Annotated in this window: 15 protein-coding genes; 8 read left to right on the top strand and 7 right to left on the bottom strand. The window is 34.2% G+C overall.

Annotated features, from left to right (window positions below; all coding sequences use genetic code 11):
• Positions 1–3 precede the first annotated feature (3 nt).
• From DOS84_RS07080 to secDF, 5 genes are all read left to right on the top strand, one after another.
• Positions 4–1,401, top strand: a complete 1,398-nt coding sequence (locus DOS84_RS07080) for an amidase (protein ID WP_111409417.1) — start codon at positions 4–6, stop codon at positions 1,399–1,401.
• Positions 1,401–4,730: a bifunctional amidotransferase subunit GatB/aspartate--tRNA ligase AspS gene (gene gatB/aspS, locus DOS84_RS07075; protein WP_111409416.1), complete on the top strand. Its 3,330-nt coding sequence runs from the start codon at positions 1,401–1,403 to the stop codon at positions 4,728–4,730. Before DOS84_RS07080 ends, gatB/aspS begins: the two co-directional genes overlap by 1 nt.
• Before the next feature lie 604 nt (positions 4,731–5,334).
• Complete coding sequence (gene gyrB / locus DOS84_RS07065; protein WP_111409414.1) at positions 5,335–7,278, top strand: DNA topoisomerase (ATP-hydrolyzing) subunit B; 1,944 nt, start codon at positions 5,335–5,337, stop codon at positions 7,276–7,278.
• Positions 7,279–7,338: 60 nt separating this feature from the next.
• The gene (locus DOS84_RS07060; protein ID WP_111409413.1) at positions 7,339–8,274 is read left to right on the top strand and encodes a malate dehydrogenase; all 936 of its coding nucleotides are present in this window, start codon (positions 7,339–7,341) and stop codon (positions 8,272–8,274) included.
• A gap of 226 nt (positions 8,275–8,500) precedes the next feature.
• Entirely contained in the window at positions 8,501–11,470 is a 2,970-nt protein-coding gene (secDF, locus tag DOS84_RS07055) for a protein translocase subunit SecDF (RefSeq protein WP_111409412.1), read from the top strand.
• Between the two features lie 92 nt (positions 11,471–11,562).
• Here secDF and DOS84_RS07050 read toward each other — a convergent pair whose 3' ends face one another.
• Positions 11,563–12,456: a LysR family transcriptional regulator gene (locus DOS84_RS07050; protein WP_111409411.1), complete on the bottom strand. Its 894-nt coding sequence runs from the start codon at positions 12,454–12,456 to the stop codon at positions 11,563–11,565.
• 102 nt (positions 12,457–12,558) lie between these two features.
• On the opposite strand from DOS84_RS07050, the gene DOS84_RS07045 reads away from it, so the two are divergent.
• Complete coding sequence (locus DOS84_RS07045; protein WP_111409410.1) at positions 12,559–13,152, top strand: NAD(P)H-dependent oxidoreductase; 594 nt, start codon at positions 12,559–12,561, stop codon at positions 13,150–13,152.
• Positions 13,153–13,227: 75 nt separating this feature from the next.
• A complete protein-coding gene (locus DOS84_RS19465; RefSeq protein WP_111409409.1) occupies positions 13,228–13,446 on the top strand; it encodes a putative quinol monooxygenase in 219 nt (72 codons plus the stop codon).
• A 56-nt stretch (positions 13,447–13,502) separates the two neighbouring features.
• On the opposite strand, the gene lgt is transcribed toward DOS84_RS19465, so the two are convergent.
• From lgt to DOS84_RS07015, 5 genes are all read right to left on the bottom strand, one after another.
• Entirely contained in the window at positions 13,503–14,432 is a 930-nt protein-coding gene (gene lgt, locus DOS84_RS07035) for a prolipoprotein diacylglyceryl transferase (protein WP_111409408.1), read from the bottom strand.
• A gap of 162 nt (positions 14,433–14,594) precedes the next feature.
• On the bottom strand, positions 14,595–14,843 hold the full coding sequence (yidD, locus tag DOS84_RS07030) for a membrane protein insertion efficiency factor YidD (protein ID WP_111409407.1): 249 nt from the start codon (positions 14,841–14,843) through the stop codon (positions 14,595–14,597).
• 60 nt (positions 14,844–14,903) lie between these two features.
• The gene (gene cysS / locus DOS84_RS07025) at positions 14,904–16,382 is read right to left on the bottom strand and encodes a cysteine--tRNA ligase (RefSeq protein ID WP_111409495.1); all 1,479 of its coding nucleotides are present in this window, start codon (positions 16,380–16,382) and stop codon (positions 14,904–14,906) included.
• Between the two features lie 141 nt (positions 16,383–16,523).
• Complete coding sequence (gene folE / locus DOS84_RS07020; protein WP_111409406.1) at positions 16,524–17,195, bottom strand: GTP cyclohydrolase I FolE; 672 nt, start codon at positions 17,193–17,195, stop codon at positions 16,524–16,526.
• A 189-nt stretch (positions 17,196–17,384) separates the two neighbouring features.
• Positions 17,385–18,581 carry a pyridoxal phosphate-dependent aminotransferase gene (locus DOS84_RS07015; RefSeq protein ID WP_111409405.1) on the bottom strand — a complete coding sequence of 399 codons (1,197 nt, stop codon included), beginning with the start codon at positions 18,579–18,581 and terminating at the stop codon, positions 17,385–17,387.
• Between the two features lie 168 nt (positions 18,582–18,749).
• Here DOS84_RS07015 and DOS84_RS07010 point away from each other — a divergent pair, with 168 nt between their 5' ends.
• Entirely contained in the window at positions 18,750–20,039 is a 1,290-nt protein-coding gene (locus DOS84_RS07010; RefSeq protein WP_243636331.1) for a PDZ domain-containing protein, read from the top strand.
• Positions 20,040–20,083: 44 nt separating this feature from the next.
• Here the strand turns inward: DOS84_RS07010 and DOS84_RS07005 are convergent, their stop codons facing one another.
• Positions 20,084–20,473 (bottom strand): DUF1573 domain-containing protein, encoded by a 390-nt coding sequence (locus DOS84_RS07005; protein ID WP_111409403.1) that lies wholly within the window; start codon positions 20,471–20,473, stop codon positions 20,084–20,086.
• Positions 20,474–20,511: the final 38 nt, after the last annotated feature.

The raw sequence follows: 20,511 nt of genomic DNA, 5'->3' as shown, positions 1-20,511 counted from the left end.
AAAATGGATTCTCAAATAAAAAAAATACACCAACAACTGGTGTCAAAACAAATAACTTGTACGGCTTTGGTACAAGAAAAATTAGACTTACTTAAACAAAATACTTATAATTCAGTAAATTCTTTATTAGATGCTTTGGCTTTGGAATTAGCTGCTAAAGTAGATGCTAAAATTGCAAACGGAGAAGAAATAGGTTTGTTAGAAGGAATTCCTTTTGGAATTAAAGATGTATATATGTTGCAAGGAACTTACGCTACTGCAAGTTCTGAGTTGTTAAAAAATTATAAATCTCCTTACACTGCAACTGCAATTCAGAAATTATTGGATGCGGGCGCTATACCATTGGTAAAAGAAAACTGTGATAGTTTTGGTCACGGATCTTCTAGCGAAAACACTATTTTTGGTGCTGTAAAAAACGCTATCGATCCAACATTAGTTGCTGGAGGTTCAAGCGGTGGATCTGCTGTCAACGTTGCAAAAGAATATACTGTTTTTTCTATTGGTGGAGATACTGGAGGTTCAATTCGTCAGCCTGCCGGGTACAATCATATTTATGGTTTTAAACCAACTTACGGAAGGATTTCCAGATACGGGCTTATGGCTTATGCATCTTCTACGGATTGTGTTGGCCCATTGGCTAAATCAATTGAAGACATTCGAATTGTCTTGAACGTAATGAGCGGAAAAGATCCAAAAGATCAAACTTCAATTACTTCAAATGAAATTAGTGAAGATGCGATTGCAACTTCAAGCGTAAAAACAATAGGGTATTTTAAAAATTTTATTGAAAGTGATGCTATTGATGCTCAAATAAAATCTGATTTTTTAGCAAGTATCGAAAAAATAAAAGCCAAAGGAATTGAAGTAAAAGAATTGGATTTTTTCAAATCGGATATTTTGGTTTCGACTTACTATACATTAGCAATGGCTGAAACAGCTTCGAATTTGTCTCGTTTAGACGGAACAAATTATGGTAACCGTATTGAAGCTGAAAATTTAATTGAAACTTATGCAGTGACTCGATCTGAAAATTTTTCAGAAGAAACAAAACGTAGAATTGTGGGAGGAAACCAAGTGTTGTCTCAAGGTTTCTCTGATGAAATATATTTGAAAGGATTGGCTTTAAGAGATCAGATTTCTGAAAACTTCAGTAAAGATTTTCAAGAAGTGGATATTATTTTATCGCCAGTTACACCAAGTACTCCTCCTAAAATTGGAGACAGTTTGAAAGATCCTTTGGCGATGTATTTGTCTGATGCTTACACAGTTGGCTTTAGTTTGGGACAATTACCAACTTTGACCGTGCCACAAGGAACAAGCACAGGATTGCAAATTACTGCAGCAAAAAATAGTGATGAATTAGTGTTGAAGTTTGCTAACTTCTTAAAAGATACAATATAATGGAATTGGAGCAATTAACTGCGGCTATAAAAGCCCACGATTTAGAATTGGTAATTGGACTGGAAACACACGTTCGATTGAATACCAAAACCAAGTTGTTTTGTTCTTGTCCAAATCAAGAAATAGAAACACCTAACGAAAATATATGTTCGGTTTGTACTGGGCAAATGGGCGTTTTACCTGCTTTAAACAAAGAAGCGATTACAAAGGCAATTTATTTTGGAAAAGCTGTAGGTTCGTCATTTAGTAATGAAGTGATATCTTGGGATAGAAAACATTACGAATACCCAGACAATCCAAAAAATATTCAGATAACGCAATTTCACAATCCAATAATTCCTGATGGACAAGTTTCTTGTTATAGAAATGATGGTTCTCAATTTACCGTAAATTTAACTCAGGTTCATATTGAAGAAGATGCTGCAAAATTGATGCACGAAAAGAAAATTTCGTTAGTTGATTTTAATAAAGCAGGTGTTCCGTTGATTGAAATTGTTACGGAACCTTGTATTAGAAATATTGAAGACGCTTCAACTTATGCACAATACATTCAACGTATAGTTCAAAACTTGGGAATCTCTGAAGCGAATTTGGAGAAAGGAGAATTTAAATCGGATGTTTCTGTGTCTTTGCGAAAAAAACACAGTTATGAATTAAATCCAAGAACGGAAATCAAAAACTTGAACTCGTTTAAGTTTATGGTGGAAGCTTTGAAGGAAGAAGTGGAAAAACAGTTCAATTATTTTATAGAGCACAAAGAGTTTCGACCTGATCAAACAACTGTATTATGGGATGCCGATTTAAAGCAGACCAAAGTAATGCGTAAAAAAGAATTTGAAGCGGATTACCGTTTTATTTCTGAGCCAGATTTGCCTTTTGTAAATATTAAAGCCGAAATTGAAGCGATTAAGGTAGATACAAGTGCTTTGCCTTATGCAGTAGAATCTATTTTAATTAATGGAGGTGTTTTGCCACAAGACGCTAAATTTTTCACAGCAGATAAATTGCGTTCACAAACATTTGTGGAAATAAATAATGAAATCAAAGATCCTTCATTTGTTGCCAAAACTTTGGCAAACAATATTAAGGCAGAAGATTATACTGAAATCCATAGTATTGCCCATTTAACGGATATTTTTAAATTATTCAAGGCCGAAAAAATCACTGCGGTTTTGGTTCAAAATGCAATAACAGCTTATTTAAAAGACAGAACTTTTGATTACAATAAGTATTTTGAAGACAATACCATTTCTGAAGATACAATTCAAGAGGTTATAACTACTGTAATTTCAGAAAATGAGGCTGTTGCCAATGATATTAAAGCTGGGGACCAAGGGAAAGCTGGTATTTTGGTTGGTAAAGTTTTAGGAGTTATTGGAAAAGGAGCGAATGGGAAAGTAATTCGTCAAATTATTTTAGATAAATTAGGAGCTGCTGCTATTTTAGAAAAGAAAGAAGCATCTGAAAAAGTTTCCAAAGAAACAGTTGTAGAGAATAAAGAAAGTCAAGAAGAATCGCTTCCTGAAATTCCTATTATTATAAAAGATATTTATAGAACGCATAAAATTTCACAATTATCCGAAGAAAATATCCAACAAGAAGTGATATTGTCCGGTTGGGTTGCCAGTGTTCGTGACCATGGTGAATTGATGTTTATTGATTTACGTGATTCCAGTTATGAGATTTTTCAAGTACGAATTAGTAGAGAATCATTTCCTAATATAGATGAGTTGGTGAAATTAAAACCGGAATCGGTAATTTCTGTTACTGGTAAAGTGGTAGGCCGTAATGAAGATGATTATAATGCAGGTTTGCGTACAGGTAAAATTGAATTGGAAACTTCGGTATTAGAGATTTTAAACTTATCCAAAACCTTGCCTTTTGAAATTAAAAGAGCTGCCAAAACGAACGAGGCAATTCGTTTTCAATACAAGTTCTTGGATCACAGAAATGAAGAGGTTAGGAGAGCAATCGTAAACCGTCATAAAGTAATTAAATTATTGCGTGACATTTTAGATGAAGAAGAGTTCTTAGAAATTGAAACCCCAATTTTAAGTGCGGGAACCGATGAAGGAGCACGTGAATTTATTGTTCCTACACGTAAACAAGCAGGTTTCTTTTATACATTGCCACAAGCGCCTCAGCAGTTCAAACAAATGTTAATGGTGAGCGGTTATGAAAAGTATTTTCAAATTGCGCGTTGTTTTAGAGATGAAGATTCTCGTGGAGATCGTCAGCCGGAATTTACGCAATTGGATATGGAAATGGCCTATTCAAGTATGCAGCAGATTATAGATTTAAACACAAAAATGTTTAATGAAGTAGTTAAAAAGATATATGGTAACAAGTGGATTTTGCGTCCGTTTGAAGTTATTACATACAAAGATGCTATGGATTTCTATGGCTGTGACAGACCAGATTTGCGTTACGGATTGAAAATGCAAGACATTACCGGCATTGTAAAAGATACTACTTTTCAAGTATTTAGCAAACCTATTGAAGATGGCGGAATTGTAAAATGTATCAAGGTTTCGGCCAAAGAGCAAGGAAATAAGCGTATGTCTAAAGGTCAAATCGAAAACCTTACGGCTATTGCTCAGCAGCACGGCTTAGGCGGATTGGCTTATATTATTGTAAATGAAGATGAACTTCAGTCACCGATTATTAAGTTTTTAGGCGAAGATATTGCAGCAGGAATTATAAAAGCAACTGACGCACAAGTGGGGGATATTGTTTTCTTTTCAGCAGCAGATTACGCCACTGCCAACAAAGCTTTGGATGCTGTTCGTCAAGAAATGGGTAAAATATTGCACTTAATTAATCCGAAGGAATTATGTCCGGCTTGGGTTGTTGATTTCCCGATGTTTGAAAGAACAGATGAAGGAAGATGGACCTTTACGCATAATCCGTTCTCAATGCCTGCGATTTATGATTTAGAAAAGCATATGAAAGGCGATGACAATGAAATTGGAACAATTATCGCGCAACAATACGATATAATCTTAAACGGTTACGAAATTGGAGGAGGATCAGTTCGTGCCCATAAATCTGAAATTCTGGAAGCTACTTATAGAAATATGGGTTACAATAAAGAAGAAATGATAAAAAGTGTGGGAACGATGCATAAAGCTTTCCAATACGGAGCACCGCCACACGGAGGAATTGCTTGGGGTATTGATCGTTTAATGATGATTTTAGAGAAAAAAGCATCTATTAGGGAAGTAATGGCCTTCCCAAAGACCGGAACTAGCGAAGATCTTTTATTCGGAGCGCCATCGCTTCTATCTGATAAAAAGGTAGAGGAAATGAATGTGAGAATTATTAAATAGTAATTTCAATAACAATATCAATGGCAATTTGAAATAGGAATTGCTCAATTTATAAAGTTTCCAAGACAGCATTTTAAATGTTCGTTTTGGAAACTTGTATTTTATAATATTTTTTAATTGTGATTGCTATTGATTTTTTTCATTGCCATTGAAATTGTTGTTTTTGCGTTTGTTTAAAAAAAAATATACTAGATTATTGCTTCCAAGTGTTCCTGATTTTGCTTTTTTAGTCCCGACAGAAGAGATAAGCCTTGTGAATTCCGCTGTTTTTAAGGGTATCAAAAGGTTAGGAATGATGGCAGGAATACTGTTGATTAGAAAGGTTTAATATTTTGCTTAAAACCCTTTTGGATACAATTTATTGGATATTCATTGTCATTATCCTTGTCTTTTTTTTATTGTTATTGCTATTGATTTTTGCCATTGTTATTGATATTGAAACTGAATTTTTGATAATGCCATTAAAACTGATTTATATCATTGAAATTGACATCTTTTGTTAATAACTTAGCCTCTTATAATTGGAATAAAACGCTTATATAGATTACATTTTTATATATTTGCTTGTTAGACGAAAAACACATTTTTTTTAGATTAAATTAATATGAGCGAAGAAATCAAGAAGGACAATTATTCAGCAGACAGTATCCAAGCTTTAGAGGGAATGGAGCACGTGAGAATGCGTCCATCAATGTACATTGGAGATGTAGGTGTAAGAGGGTTACATCATTTAGTTTATGAAGTAGTAGATAACTCCATCGATGAGGCAATGGGAGGCCATTGTGATACTATACGAGTTGATATCAATGAAGATGGATCAATTACTGTAGAAGACAATGGGCGTGGAATTCCAGTCGGTATTCACAAAAAAGAAGGTGTTTCTGCATTAGAGGTTGTAATGACCAAAATTGGTGCAGGAGGTAAATTTGATAAAGATTCTTATAAAGTTTCTGGAGGTCTTCACGGTGTTGGAGTTTCTGTTGTAAATGCATTGTCAAATCATTTAAGAGCAACGGTTCATAGCAGTGACGGAAAAGTATACGAGCAGGAATACGAAAAAGGAAAAGCGCTTTACCCGGTAAAACAAATTGGAGAAACTACCAAAAGAGGTACAATCGTTACTTTTTATCCGGATCCTTCGATATTTACCCAAACAATTGAGTATTCATATGATACTTTGTCTGCTCGTATGCGTGAGTTGTCCTTTTTGAATAAAGGAATCACTATTACTTTTACAGACAAAAGAGAAAAAGATAAAGACGGAAATTTTGTTTCAGAAATTTTTCATTCTTCTGAAGGATTAAAAGAATATATTCGATATTTAGATGGAAATCGCGAGCCAATTATTGCACACGTAATTTCTATGGATAACGAAAAAGGAGAAATTCCTGTAGAAGTGGCTTTGATTTATAACACAAGTTACTCTGAGAATATTTTTTCTTATGTAAATAATATTAATACACACGAAGGAGGAACGCACCTGCAAGGTTTTAGAACGGGTCTTACGAGATCATTGAAGAAATATGCAGATGCTTCCGGAATGTTGGATAAATTGAAGTTTGATATCGCTGGAGATGATTTTCGTGAAGGTCTTACTGCAATTATTTCGGTAAAAGTGGCTGAACCTCAATTTGAGGGTCAAACTAAAACTAAGCTTGGAAACCGTGAAGTAGTTTCTCCGGTAAGTCAGGCGGTGAGCGAAATGATTGAAAATTATTTGGAAGAAAATCCAAATGATGCTCGAATTATAGTTCAAAAAGTAATACTTGCAGCCCAAGCACGTCATGCAGCCAAAAAAGCTCGTGAAATGGTACAACGTAAAACCGTTATGGGTGGCGGTGGATTGCCAGGAAAATTATCAGATTGTTCTGAGCAAGATCCAGCGAAATGTGAAGTATATCTTGTCGAGGGAGATTCGGCAGGGGGAACGGCAAAACAAGGTCGTGACCGTGCTTTTCAGGCAATTTTGCCTTTGAGAGGTAAGATTCTGAATGTAGAAAAAGCAATGCACCACAAAGTATTTGAAAATGAAGAGATTCGAAATATTTTTACGGCACTTGGAGTAACTGTTGGAACAGAAGAAGATAGCAAGGCTTTGAATATATCGAAATTGCGTTACCATAAAGTAATCATCATGTGTGATGCCGATGTGGATGGTAGTCATATTGCTACTTTAATTTTGACTTTCTTTTTCCGTTTCATGAAAGAGCTTATTGAAGAAGGACACGTTTATATTGCGGCTCCTCCTTTGTATTTGGTTAAAAAAGGAAATAAGAAAGAATATGCCTGGACAGATGTTCAACGTGATCAAGCAAATGAAAGAATGGGTGGAAGTGCAGCGATTCAGCGTTATAAAGGTCTTGGAGAGATGAACGCGGAGCAATTGTGGGAAACTACGATGGATCCAGGTTTCAGAACATTAAGACAGGTTACAATAGATAGTTTGGTAGAAGCGGATAGAGTTTTCTCTATGTTAATGGGAGATGAAGTGCCGCCAAGAAGAGAGTTTATCGAGAAAAATGCAGTTTACGCAAATATCGATGCGTAGTTTTTAGAGTAACTGTATTTTTCTTTTTTGGTTTGAAATTAATAAAAAAAACAAATAAAAATGAAAGTTACCATTGTAGGAGCAGGGAATGTGGGAGCATCCTGTGCAGATTCAATTTCTTATAGAGGAATTGCAAGTGAAGTAGTATTATTGGATATTAGAGAAGGTTTTGCCGAGGGTAAAGCTATGGATATCATGCAATGTGCTACAAATACTGGTTTTAATACTAATGTTTCAGGAGTTACTAATGATTATTCTAAAACAGCAAACAGCGATGTAGTTGTGATTACTTCAGGAATTCCTAGAAAACCAGGAATGACAAGAGAAGAGTTAATTGGAATCAATGCTGGAATTGTTAAAACTGTTGCAGAGAATGTATTGGCACATTCACCAAATTGTATTGTTGTAGTAGTGTCTAATCCAATGGATACAATGACTTATTTGGCATTGAAAGCTACTGGATTACCAAAAAATAGAATTATCGGAATGGGTGGAGCTTTAGATAGTTCCCGTTTTAGATATTATTTGTCTAAAGCATTGGATAGGCCATCTAATGATATTTCTGCTATGGTTATTGGTGGGCATGGTGATACTACAATGATTCCCTTGACAAGATTGGCTGCTTATAATGGTATTCCAGTTTCTGAATTCTTGTCTCAAGAAGAGTTGGAAAAAGTTGCGGCTGCCACTATGGTAGGTGGTGCTACATTAACAGGTTTGTTGGGAACTTCAGCTTGGTATGCGCCTGGAGCTTCTGTTGCTTATTTGGTAGATAGTATTTTGAATGACCAAAAGAAAATGATTGCTTGTTCGGTTATGTTGGATGGTGAATACGGTCAAAGTGATATTTGTATAGGTGTACCTTGTATTATAGGTAAAAATGGAATTGAACAAATTGTTGATATTAAATTAAATGATGCTGAAAAAGCTGCTTTTGCAAAAAGTGCAGAGGCTGTAAGAAGCATGAATGCTGATTTGAAAACTGTTTTGGCATAATAATTTACGTATAAAAAAAGAAGACTGCAATTTCTGCAGTCTTTTTTTTGATTTTAATTAATAAATAAATTGGTTAATCTTTCCGTTAATTATATATTTGCTCGGTTTAAAAAAAATGATATAAATCGTGCACATCTTTTTTGTTTTTCAAAAATGACGTAATGGCTTATTTTATAGGGTTTAAAACAAAAAAATAATAAATAAAAATAATTAATTTTTAGTAATAATGCAGAATAAAGGACTTATTAAATTTTTCGCAATTCTATTTGCATTGGTAAGTATTTACCAACTTTCGTTCACTTTTGTCTCAAGCAAAATAAAAAGTGATGCAAAATCTTTCGCTGGCGGAAACCCAGAAAAAGAAGTAAAATATTTGGATTCAATTGGTAAAGAAAAAGTGTTTAGCTTAGGTTTTACTGATTTTACATTCAATGAAGTAAAAGATAAACAAATCAATAAAGGTCTTGACTTAGAAGGAGGAATCAATGTGACTCTTCAAATCTCTGTTAAAGACATTTTGAAAGGATTATCAAATAATTCGAAAAATCCAGTTTTTAATAAATCTTTGGCGGATGCCACTGCAAATAAAAAAGGAAATCAAGCTTACATTGATGCGTTTTTTGAAGCTTTTGAAGCTAATTCTAAAGGTTCGGTAAAATTAGCATCACCAGATATTTTTGCTAACAGAAGTTTGCAAGGTGAAGGTGGAGTTACTTTTCAAATGACAGATGCTCAAGTTCAGAAAGTAATCAAAAGAAAAGTTGATGAGTCTGTTGAAAGTGCTTTTGGTGTATTGAGAAAACGTATAGATAAATTTGGTGTAACTCAACCTAATATTCAAAAATTAGGGGAGTCTGGACAAATTCTTGTGGAACTTCCAGGTGCTAAAGATATTGATAGAATCAAAAAGTTATTGCAGAGTACTGCTCAATTAGAGTTTTGGGAGACTTATAAAGTTGAAGAAATTGGTAATTTCATCATGGCTGCTAATGAGGCTTTGAAAAAAACTGAAGTTGCTAAAGTTGAAACTAAAACTGTTGCGAAAGATTCATTAAGTGCGTTATTGACTGACGGAAAAGATTCTACTGCTACTAAAAAAGGAAATAATCCTATCATTGACAAAATTGTTGCACAAGGTGGTGGACCAGTTTTAGGTCTTTTCTCTCCAAAAGATACTGCTACAATCAATTCTTACTTCAAAAGAGCTGACATAAGAATTTTATTGGCAGGTGAACAACGTTATGCAAAATTTGTATGGGGAAAACCCACTACCATTAAAGATGCAAAAGAGAAAGACGTTGAAGTTGTTGAGTTGTATGCTTTAAAAGGAAACAGAGATAATGTTGCTTCAATGGGTGGCGGTGTTGTAACTGACGCTAGCGATACTTTTGATCAATTAGGAAAACCTGCTGTTTCTATGCAAATGAATAACGTAGGAGCAAAAGAGTGGGAAGAATTAACAGGAAGAGCTTATACTCAAAAGAGCAATATTGCTATTGTTCTTGATGATATTGTATATTCTGCACCAGGTGTTTCGAGTGGACCGATTGCAGGTGGTAGATCTGAGATTTCGGGACAGTTTGATGTTACAGAAACTAAAGATTTGGCGAATGTATTAAGAGCAGGTAAACTACCGGCTGCTGCTGAAATAATTCAGTCTGAAGTTGTAGGACCATCCTTAGGTCAGGAAGCTATTGATAATGGTACTAATTCTGCAGTAATTGGATTGCTTTTAGTATCTCTTTGGATGATGATCTATTATGGTAAAGCAGGTTGGTATGCAAATATTGCTTTAGCAGTCAACTTATTATTTATGTTTGGTATTTTGGCAAGCTTAGGTGCTGTACTTACATTGCCTGGTATTGCAGGTATCGTTTTAACGATGGGTACTGCGGTTGATGCGAATATCATTATTTATGAAAGAGCGAAAGAGGAATTAAGGTCCGGTAAAACTTTGGATGAGGCTGTTAAAGCTTCTTATAGTTGGACAGGTGCTATGCGTTCTATCGTTGATGCAAACGTAACGCACATCTTGACTGGTGCTGTATTGTTTATTTTTGGATCTGGGCCAATCAAAGGATTTGCTACTACTTTATTAATTGGTATCATCACCTCTTTGTTTACTTCTATCTTTATTGCTAGAATTTTTATTGACAGAAATATTGCAGGTAAAAATGATTTATCTTTTGTAACTAAGTTTTCTGAAAATTTCTTTACTAACTTCCATTTTGATTTCCTTGGAATTAAAAAATGGACTTACCTTTTCTCTATTATTGTAACTATTGTAAGTATTGCATCTATTGCAACTCACGGTTTTGATCAAGGTGTCGATTTTGTTGGAGGAAGAACTTTTCAAGTTCGTTTCGAAAAATCAATGGAGCCTGAGTTGGTTAAAGAAGAGTTAACTGCGGTATTTGGTAGTGCTGAGGTTAAAATATTTGGTGAAGACAATCAGTTAAAAATTACAACTAAGTATAAGATTCAAGAGACAGGTAGTGCTGCTGACGAAGATGTAAATAAAAAATTATTTGAAAGTTTGAAAAAGCATTATGGTGCTGATATGACTTATGATAAATTTATAAATGCTTATGAAGGTAAAAAGTTAGGTGTTGTACAAGCATCCAAAGTTGGTCCAACTGTAGCGGAAGATATTAAAACAAATGCTTACTGGGCTGTTTTAGGAGCAATGCTTATTGTAGGTTTATATTTGGTAATCAGTTTCAGAAAATGGCAATATAGTTTAGGTGCTATTGCAGCGGTAGCGCATGACGTTATTTTTGTATTAGGAGTTTATTCATTGCTTTGGAAATACATGCCTTTCGGTATGGAGATTGATCAGCACTTTATTGCGGCTATCTTGACGGTTATTGGTTACTCTATGAATGATACCGTAATTGTATACGACAGGGTACGTGAGTTCTTGGATGGTAAAACAAAAGGTTCATTCTCAGAAATTGTAAACAAATCTATTAACTCTACAATGTCAAGAACAATCAATACTTCATTGACAATGATTTTTGTATTGTTAATCATGTTTATTTTTGGAGGAGAATCTATTAGAGGATTTATCTTTGCGATGCTTATTGGTATTATAATTGGTACTTATTCTTCATTGTTTATTGCAACTCCAGTATTGGTTGATACCATTTCTAAAGATGAGAAACATAATGTTGAGGTTAAACACCAAGAAAGCTAGTAATTAGCAACATATATTTATAAAAAAAGATTCAACGTAAGTTGAATCTTTTTTTTTTGGATTAGTGTGTAAATATTTATGCTTAAAAATTGCTACATTATTTTCATGAAAGTGTCTTTTATTAATTGTATTTCATCTGTGTAAATTGTTTTCTTTTTGTTAGCGAAATAGAGAGTATTCTTTAAAGGAGTTTTCCCCTGCCATAAAAGCTTTATTTTTCCACTTTCTAGTTCTGTTTTGCACAAGAAATCCGGAATTACCGCCAAGCCACTACTGTTGCTTAAACAACGTACTATGGAGTTTAAATTCGGGACAATGTAATTTGGTCTGAAATCAGCATGTTTGTTGAAATTAAGCTGCCAAAAGCGTCTCAAATGCTCCATGTCTCCGGTGGTTCCATACCATCTTTGTTGTTTTAGCCAGAGTTCAATTGCTTCTAAGTCATTTTGTTTTTTTAAAGTGTCAAAGGTTTCTGAATCTGTTTCGTTACCACCTATAAGAACAATCGTTTCTGAAGAGAAGGCTTGGTAATCGATTGTGGTTTTAGCTATGATTTGCGGGGTAATGATTAAATCTAAAATTCCTTTGTCTAGGTTTTCAATCATCTGTGGGTATTCTCCAAATTGAATAATCACATTAAACGGAAAGGTTGCCAAATACGGTTCTAAAGTAATCTGAAATGTCTCAAAACACATTCCAATGCTAATGGTTGGGGTGTTTTTTTCGGTGCTTCTCTGAAAATTTTTCTCCGCCTCTTCCAATTTTGTCAATGCATCGGTTATAAAATTGTAGAGTACTTTCCCTTTTTCGGTAGGAATCATTTTTCTGCTACTTCTGTCGAATAATTTATAGCCAACATAACTTTCGAGCGAACTTAAGTGCAAACTAGCCCCAGGTTGTGAAATAAACAATGCATCTGCCGCGCCAGTTAAGGTGCCGGTTTTGTAAATGTATTTGAAAGTTCTATACCATTCTAAATTTACCATGTCGATAAGTATTATATTTATGATACAAAGGTATGAATTATGTTATTTTAATAATAGACTTGTTGGTGGTAAATTTGCATCATCAAATTAAAATAAGATACTATGAAAAAGATATTTATAATAAATGGGGGACAAAAGTTCGGACATTCAGGTGGAAGATTCAATCAAACTATAGCCAATGCGACTGCTGATTTTTTTTTAAATCACAAAGATTTTGAAGTGAAAAGTACTGATGTAAACGATGAGTTTGATCCAGCTCAAGAAGTGGGAAAATTTGTTTGGGCCGATGTGATTATTTATCATACTCCAATTTGGTGGTTTCAATTGCCACACGCTTTCAAGAAATACATTGATGTAGTTTTTACCGAAGGCCATGACAACGGTATTTACAAAAGTGACGGGCGATCCTCTAAAAATCCTGCAATTAATTACGGTACAGGAGGGATGCTACACGGCAGAAAATACATGATCACTTCTTCTTGGAATGCACCGAAAGAAGCTTTCACCTTGCCTGGTGAATTCTTTGGGGAAACAAGCGTTGACGATGGAGTGTTATTTGGATTCCACAGAATGAATGCTTTTACTGGGATGAAACCTTTAGAAAGCTTGCATTTTCATGATGTTATGAAAGGGGCAAACGTTGATAGTGATTTAGAAATGTACAGAAATCATTTGACTCAATTATTTTTGAACTAATTATGGAGATAAATTTGACAGTAATTATTAAATCTAAATCAGAGTATAGAGAAGAATTGCGGTCAATTTTGATAGATTTATCAAAGAATTCTAGGAAAGAAGAAGCCTTGTCTTCAATATGATTTGCATCATAGTATACAAGACCCGAATGTCTTTATTCTTCATGAAGTTTGGAAAAATAAAGAGGGGCTGGATTTACATAAAGAAGAATTGTATTTCTTGAAATTTAATCAGGTTTCTGAACTTTTTTTAGAAGAAAAAACAACAGTTTTTGAGACTTCAAGAATTAAGTAGTAAAAAAATAGCCACTGAATTTTTAGTGGCTATTTTTAAATTATGATAGGTTCAATTTATATTTCAGTTGTCTTTTTTGCGGTAATTACAAAATACAATCCAACTATTATAAACGGAATACTTAACCATTGTCCAGTTGACAATATGTTTCCTAAATCACTTTCGAAACCTCCCTGGCTTTCTTTTACTGACTCCACTATGATACGAACCGTGAATAAAAGTACTAAAAACAAACCAAATAAAAATCCTGATTTTTTTCTGGCATCTGTTTTCCAATAAAGGAAAAACAATGCTGCAAATACAAATATATAGCAAAAAGCTTCATATAATTGGGCTGGATGTTTGGCGGGAACTTGTTCTAATAAGTTGGCGAATTGTGGATTGGTGGCAATAGCATTGTATGCTTCTTTTGGCGTAGGAAGTTGAGTCGCATTGATAGCTTCTCTTGGAGTAAATTGATCTCTCACAAAGCGAATCCCAAACGAAGAGGTAGTTTCTTTACCTACAATTTCCGAATTGAAAAAATTTCCCAGTCTAACGAAAATTGCTCCACTGGCAACAGGAATAACGACTCTGTCCAATATCCATAATAATGGCTTTTGAAGTACTTTTTTGCTAAAGAAATACATTGCAACAATAATCGAAATAGCAGCGCCATGACTCGCTAATCCTTGGTATCCTGTAAATTGGAATTTGGGGCTCAATCGGAATGGCAAAATAATTTCGGCCAGATTGTTTCGGTAATATTCCCAATCGTAAAAGAAAACATGTCCTAATCGGGCGCCAATTAAGGTGGCTAATACCGTCCAGACAAATAAAGAGTCTAACTTTTCGACAGAAACATTTTCTCTTTCAAAAATATGTTTCATAATGTACCATCCCAATCCAAAGGCTATTACAAACATTAAACTGTAAAAGCGAATAATAAAAAAACCTAAATCAATACCTTCGGAAGGATTCCATACAATGTTTAAAGCGTGTGTCATTTATTTTTTATTTTTTGTGAAAATACTATTTTGATTTGATTGACTGTGTTAATTAAAAGGTAAGAAATGAGCTTAATCATAAATTGGCTGCAATACCAATGAGGATGTGCGAATTACATATTCCAAAATAAACAATATTAGCTATATATGAATTTTTCTTTTTTAATGTTTGTGACTGCATTTTTTCTCAGGGACTGGATCATATCCTTTTCCGCCCCAAGGATGACATCGCAAAATTCTTTTTAGTCCTAGATAACCTCCGTAAAATAATCCATGAATTTGTAAAGCCTGAATCATGAAGCTTGAACAAGTCGGCTCAAATCGGCAAGCAGCAGGAGTAAAAGGGGATATAGCTCCCTGATAAAACCGAACGAGTAGTATAAAAGGATAAGCTATTATTCTTGAAAACATTTTAGATGTTGTTATCTTAATTCTAAATCTCGGTTCTGCAATCTGACTTCTATTTTCTGCTTACTGAATACTAAACGTAGTCCCTTCTTTCCCGTCTTTCAATTGAATTCCAAGAGCTATTAACTGGTCACGAATTTGATCCGACAATGCAAAATTCTTATTGTCTCTTGCTTGTTTGCGCATACCGATAAGCATATTTACGACACCTTCTAATTTCTCAGTGTTACCATTGGTTTTTTCTTCTTCCAATCCTAAAACATCAAATACAAAAGCTTGCATAGTTGTTGTGAATAGTTTCAAATCAACGGCATTTAAAGTCTCTTTTTCGTCTTTTAATAAATTAATAAAACGGACTCCTTCAAATAATTGCGCAATAAGAATTGGTGTATTGAAATCATCATTCATGGCATCATAACACAATTGTTTCCACTCAGTAATGTCTATTGAACTGTTGGTATTTTCCGAAATTTCTTTTAAAGAATCCATCGCTTCCATCAATCTTTTGTATCCTTTTTCGGCTGCAATTATCGCTTCGTCAGAGAAATCAAGAATGCTTCTGTAGTGTGCCTGTAGCATGAAAAAACGGGCTACCGATGCCGAAAATGCTTTGCTTAAAAAAGCATTATCTCCAGTTAAAATCTCTCCAGGCAAAATGTTATTTCCGGTAGATTTGGCCATTTTTTTACCATTCAAAGTAAGCATATTGGCATGCATCCAGTAATTTACGGGAGTATGGCCAGTACAAGCTTCATTTTGTGCAATTTCACACTCGTGGTGCGGGAATTTTAAATCCATTCCACCACCGTGAATATCAAAATGGTTACCCAAATATTTTGTGCTCATCGCAGTACATTCTAAGTGCCAACCTGGAAAACCATCACTCCAAGGTGAGGGCCAACGCATAATATGTTGTGGTTCGGCTTTTTTCCAAAGTGCAAAATCCTGTGAATTTCTTTTGTCCGACTGTCCGTCAAGATCACGGGTATTGGCCAGCATATCTTCAATATTACGACCGCTTAATACTCCGTAATGATTGGTTTCGTTGAATTTAACAACGTCAAAATAAACAGAGCCATTGGCTACATAACCAATTCCTTTGTCAATAATGGTTTTTATGATTTCGATTTGTTCAATAATATGTCCAGTTGCGGTAGGTTCGATACTAGGAGGCAAAAAGTTAAATGCATTCAAAATATCATGAAAATCAACCGTGTAACGTTGCACAACTTCCATAGGTTCCAGTTGCTCCAAACGCGCTTTTTTGGCGATTTTATCTTCACCTTCATCCACATCGTCCACAATATGTCCTACATCTGTAATATTTCGAACATAGCGGACTTTATAATCCAAATGCAATAAATACCTAAAGATTACATCAAAAGACATAAAAGTTCTCACATTTCCAAGATGCACATTGCTGTAAACCGTTGGTCCGCATACATACATCCCCACATTTCCTTCGTTAATTGGTGTAAATGTTTCTTTTTCTCCCGAAAGAGAATTGTATATTTTTAAGGTCTGACTTTTATATAAGGACATAAAATTTATTTTTTGGAGCTTTATCCTGCTTTCCGTTTCAATCTTTTTTTCTGTCTCGTCCAAAAGGCGAGACAGAAAAAAAGGATTTCCACTGCAATCAGGGCTAGGGCCTTAGGGTAATAATGAGCTTTTTTCTAAATATTAGAATTTAGTGTCTAATTTGATATAGTCCAAAAACTCTCTTTTTGTTTGTGGATCTTTGAATTTTCCACCAAATTCTGAAGTTACCGTACTACTTTCGATATCTTTGATTCCTCTTGAGTTCACGCAAAGGTGTTTAGCATCAATTACACAAGCTACATCTTCAGTACCAAGAGCTTGTTGTAGTTCTTGAACAATTTGCATCGTTAAGCGTTCTTGTACTTGAGGCCTTTTGGCGTAATGTTCCACAATACGGTTCATTTTTGAAAGACCAATTACTCTTCCACTAGAAATGTAAGCAACATGGGCTCTTCCAATGATAGGTAATAAATGGTGTTCGCAGGTAGAGTAGAGTGTAATGTTTTTTTCAACTAACATTTCTCCGTATTTGTAATTGTTTTCAAAAGTGGAAGCTTTTGGTTTTTTGTCAGGATTCAATCCGCCAAAAATTTCTTTTACAAACATTTTGGCTACACGGTGGGGTGTACCCTTCATACTGTCATCTGTCAAATCCATTCCTAATGTTAATAGAATGTTTTCGACATCTTTTTTTATTTTATCAATCTTTTCTTCATCTGTAATGGCAAATGCATCCTCTCTTACTGGATTCTTGGCATTGGTACTAATATGATTGTTTCCTATTTCGTCTTGAAATTCTTCGTTGTTTATCATTAAAAGGTACTATTATTATGAGTGTCTATTTTTAAGGGGTAAAGATAATTAATAAAAAGGAAACATTTTCTATCGTTTCGGGTTTTAATTATAGCAAAAATTGATGAAAAGATTGATTAATTCAATATTAAATCAAAAAAGGCAATACCATTTGATTGATATTGCCTTTTTAAAATTATAAGGTAATTTTTATTTTTTATTATAAACGGTAATTGCTTCTTTCAAAATTCGAACAGCACTGATTAGATCTTCTTTTTTCAAAACATAAGCAATACGCACTTGGTTTAAACCAACTCCAGGAGTGGAATAGAATCCAGCAGCAGGAGCTATCATTACTGTTTCGCCATTCAATTCGTATTTTTCCAAAAGCCATTGTGCAAAATCGTCGGCATTATCAATAGGCAATTGAGCGATACAATAAAAAGCGGCTTTTGGTGTCTTTACGACCACGCCTTCAATTTTGTTCAATTCGCTAATTAAAATATCTCTTCGCTCTTTGTATTCAACTATTACTTCGTCAAAATAACTTTGAGGCGTGTCAATTGCAGCTTCGCAAGCAATTTGTTCGATTGTTGGCGGGCACAAACGAGCTTGTGCAAATTTCATTGCGGCAGCAATAACTTCTCTGTTCTTAGTCACCATACAACCAATACGTGCTCCACACATACTATATCTTTTAGAAACCGAATCAATCATGATTACATTTTGTTCGATTCCTTTTAGATTCATTACTGAAAAATGTTGGTCTCTTTCGTCGTATATGAATTCACGATATACTTCGTCTGCGATTAAAAACAAATCATGTTTTTTTACCAATTCTCCCAGCTGGTTAATTTCAGATTCTGAATATAAATATCCTGTTGGATTATTTGGATTACAAATTAAAATAGCTTTTGTTTTTGGCGTAATTGCTTTTTCGAATTCTTCAATTGTTGGCAGTGTAAATCCACTTTCAATATTAGAAATTACAGGCACAACTTTTGCGCTTGATTCTTCCGAAAAAGCACTGTAATTGGCATAAAAAGGTTCAGGAATAATGACTTCATCTCCTGGATCCATGATACTTCCAAGAGCAAATAAAAGTGCTTCAGAACCTCCTGTAGTTATCATTATATCTTCATAGCCTACTTTTACATCTTGTTTGGTGTAAAATTGAGCTAGTTTTTTTCGGTAACTTTCGTATCCCGCTGAAGGACCATATTCGATGATCGTTAAATCAATGTTTTTTATCGCTTTGATAGCAATTTCGGGGCTTTTTATATCAGGTTGTCCAATGTTTAAATGATAAACCTTACGTCCATTTTTTTTAGCTATGTCTGCATAAGGAGCCAATTTTCGGATTGGCGATTCCGGCATTCTTCGACCTCTGATTGAAATTTCAGGCATGATTGTAAAATTTGAGGTGCAAATTTGCAATTTATTTTTCAAAATCACTGTAAACAATGTATCAATTTTGTTGTTTTTCGTCCATTATTATCGTATAATTGGGTAATAATATAGAAATATAACTAAATGGAAAAAAAATGTATATTTTTTCTTTTAATACTAACAATAATGCCTGTTTTTGCCCAGGATGGTTTTGTATTTGACAAAGGAATCGAAAAAGTTACCGTGCCGTTGGTTTTAATCAATAATTTGGTTTTTATTCCGATAAAAGTAAATGGGGTTGAGTTGAATTTTCTTTTAGATACCGGTGTAGAGGAAACTATTCTTTTTAGTTTGGAGGATAATCCGGATGTTAATTTTTATAATTCCGAAAAAATAACTTTGAAAGGTTTGGGTAGTGAAGATGCTATTGAGGGGCTAAAAACTACCAATAATATTTTGGATATGGATGGTTTGACGTCTCATAATCAACTTATTTATGTTATTTTGGATCAGAGTTTTAATTTATCTTCACAAATTGGTATACCGGTAAATGGGATTATTGGCTACCAGTTTTTTAAAGATAATTTGGTTCGTATAGATTACGCCAGTAAAAAGGTAATCATTTATAAAAATGATGATGAAAGAAGGAAAAAAATTAAAAAAAAATTTAGTATAGTCCCAATTACGATTGAGAAATTCAAACCTTATTTGAAAGGTAATGTTGTTATGAATGAATCAAATGTGGACGTGAAAATGTTGATTGATATTGGGAATAGTGATTCGGTTTGGCTTTTTCAAAATTTATCGGAACAAATTAAAGTACCTCCCAGGTATTTTGAAGATTTTTTGGGAAAAGGTTTTAGTGGGGATATAGAAGGAAAAAGAGCTAGAATTTCTGAGTTTTCGTTTGATAAGTATGACTTTAAATCTCCGATTGTTGCATTTCCGGATTCCAGTTCCATAAAAAGTGTTCGCATGGTTCAAAATCGAATAGGTTCAGTTGGTGGTGAAATTTTAAAACGTTTTTCAGTGATTTTTGATTATAAAAATGAAAAGCTGTATTTAAAGAAAAATTCTAATTTCAGTGAACCATTTACTTATAATAAAAGTGGTATTGAAATAAAACATAATGGTTTGCAATGGGTGCAAGAAACTGTAAAGTTGGAAACGGTTCCTCTGTCAGGGGGTGTTACATTTGATAGTAGCGGAAAGAATATAACCAATGATTTTAAATATAAGTTTCAACTCAAACCTATATATGAGATTGCCAACATTAGAAAAAAATCGCCTGCAGCAAATTCTGGTTTGCAGGTTGGAGATATTATTATTTCAGTCAATAAATCACCTGCGTATCGGTATTCATTGCAAAAATTGAATGAAATGTTTAAATCTGAGGATGATAAATGGATATATTTGGAAGTAGAACGAAATAATCAAATATTGAAATTTGCCTTCCAACTGCAGGACATTTTATAAAAAAAAGACGCTTTTGAAATAAAAGCGTCTTTAATAAAATTGTTTTAGTTTGTGAGTACTTCTCCTTTAATTTTTAATGGTACCCGACCTTCTTCATAGTTTACCGCATTGGTCTCTAAAGTAATGGTTTTACGGATTGGTCCTGGAACCATGTTGTATTTTATATCAATTCGGTCTGATTTCCCTGGAGCAATTGCCTGGCTAGGTTTGTACAATATGGTGCAGCTTGCTGTAGATTGAATTCCAGTTATGTTTAAAGGAGTATCACCAGTATTGGTAAATGTAAAGCTTCGGACACCATTGTCACTTGATTTGTACACTTTTCCATAGTCAACTGTGTTTTCTGCTTGAAGAATGTTGATTTTTGGACCGCTTTGTGCAAAACCAATGTTGCTTAAAAATAGCAAGACGATAAAAGCTGTAATATTTTTCATTTCCTTATGTTTTTTTAGTAGGTATAGTAAATATAGTA

Source organism: Flavobacterium aquariorum, assembly GCF_003254745.1.
In the GTDB taxonomy this organism is placed as follows: Bacteria; Bacteroidota; Bacteroidia; order Flavobacteriales; family Flavobacteriaceae; genus Flavobacterium; species Flavobacterium aquariorum.
The sequence above is the reverse complement of the archived record's forward strand: the minus strand, read 5'-3'. Positions and strand labels throughout refer to the sequence as shown.

What these genes read in the sequence shown, in the direction of transcription:
- DOS84_RS07080 (WP_111409417.1), top strand. Translation starts at nt 4, where the DNA reads ATGGATTCTCAAATAAAAAAAATACACCAACAACTGGTGTCAAAACAA.
- gatB/aspS (WP_111409416.1), top strand. Translation starts at nt 1,401, where the DNA reads ATGGAATTGGAGCAATTAACTGCGGCTATAAAAGCCCACGATTTAGAA.
- gyrB (WP_111409414.1), top strand. Translation starts at nt 5,335, where the DNA reads ATGAGCGAAGAAATCAAGAAGGACAATTATTCAGCAGACAGTATCCAA.
- DOS84_RS07060 (WP_111409413.1), top strand. Translation starts at nt 7,339, where the DNA reads ATGAAAGTTACCATTGTAGGAGCAGGGAATGTGGGAGCATCCTGTGCA.
- secDF (WP_111409412.1), top strand. Translation starts at nt 8,501, where the DNA reads ATGCAGAATAAAGGACTTATTAAATTTTTCGCAATTCTATTTGCATTG.
- DOS84_RS07050 (WP_111409411.1), bottom strand. Translation starts at nt 12,456, where the DNA reads ATGGTAAATTTAGAATGGTATAGAACTTTCAAATACATTTACAAAACC.
- DOS84_RS07045 (WP_111409410.1), top strand. Translation starts at nt 12,559, where the DNA reads ATGAAAAAGATATTTATAATAAATGGGGGACAAAAGTTCGGACATTCA.
- lgt (WP_111409408.1), bottom strand. Translation starts at nt 14,432, where the DNA reads ATGACACACGCTTTAAACATTGTATGGAATCCTTCCGAAGGTATTGAT.
- yidD (WP_111409407.1), bottom strand. Translation starts at nt 14,843, where the DNA reads ATGTTTTCAAGAATAATAGCTTATCCTTTTATACTACTCGTTCGGTTT.
- cysS (WP_111409495.1), bottom strand. Translation starts at nt 16,382, where the DNA reads ATGTCCTTATATAAAAGTCAGACCTTAAAAATATACAATTCTCTTTCG.
- folE (WP_111409406.1), bottom strand. Translation starts at nt 17,195, where the DNA reads ATGATAAACAACGAAGAATTTCAAGACGAAATAGGAAACAATCATATT.
- DOS84_RS07015 (WP_111409405.1), bottom strand. Translation starts at nt 18,581, where the DNA reads ATGCCTGAAATTTCAATCAGAGGTCGAAGAATGCCGGAATCGCCAATC.
- DOS84_RS07010 (WP_243636331.1), top strand. Translation starts at nt 18,750, where the DNA reads ATGCCTGTTTTTGCCCAGGATGGTTTTGTATTTGACAAAGGAATCGAA.
- DOS84_RS07005 (WP_111409403.1), bottom strand. Translation starts at nt 20,473, where the DNA reads ATGAAAAATATTACAGCTTTTATCGTCTTGCTATTTTTAAGCAACATT.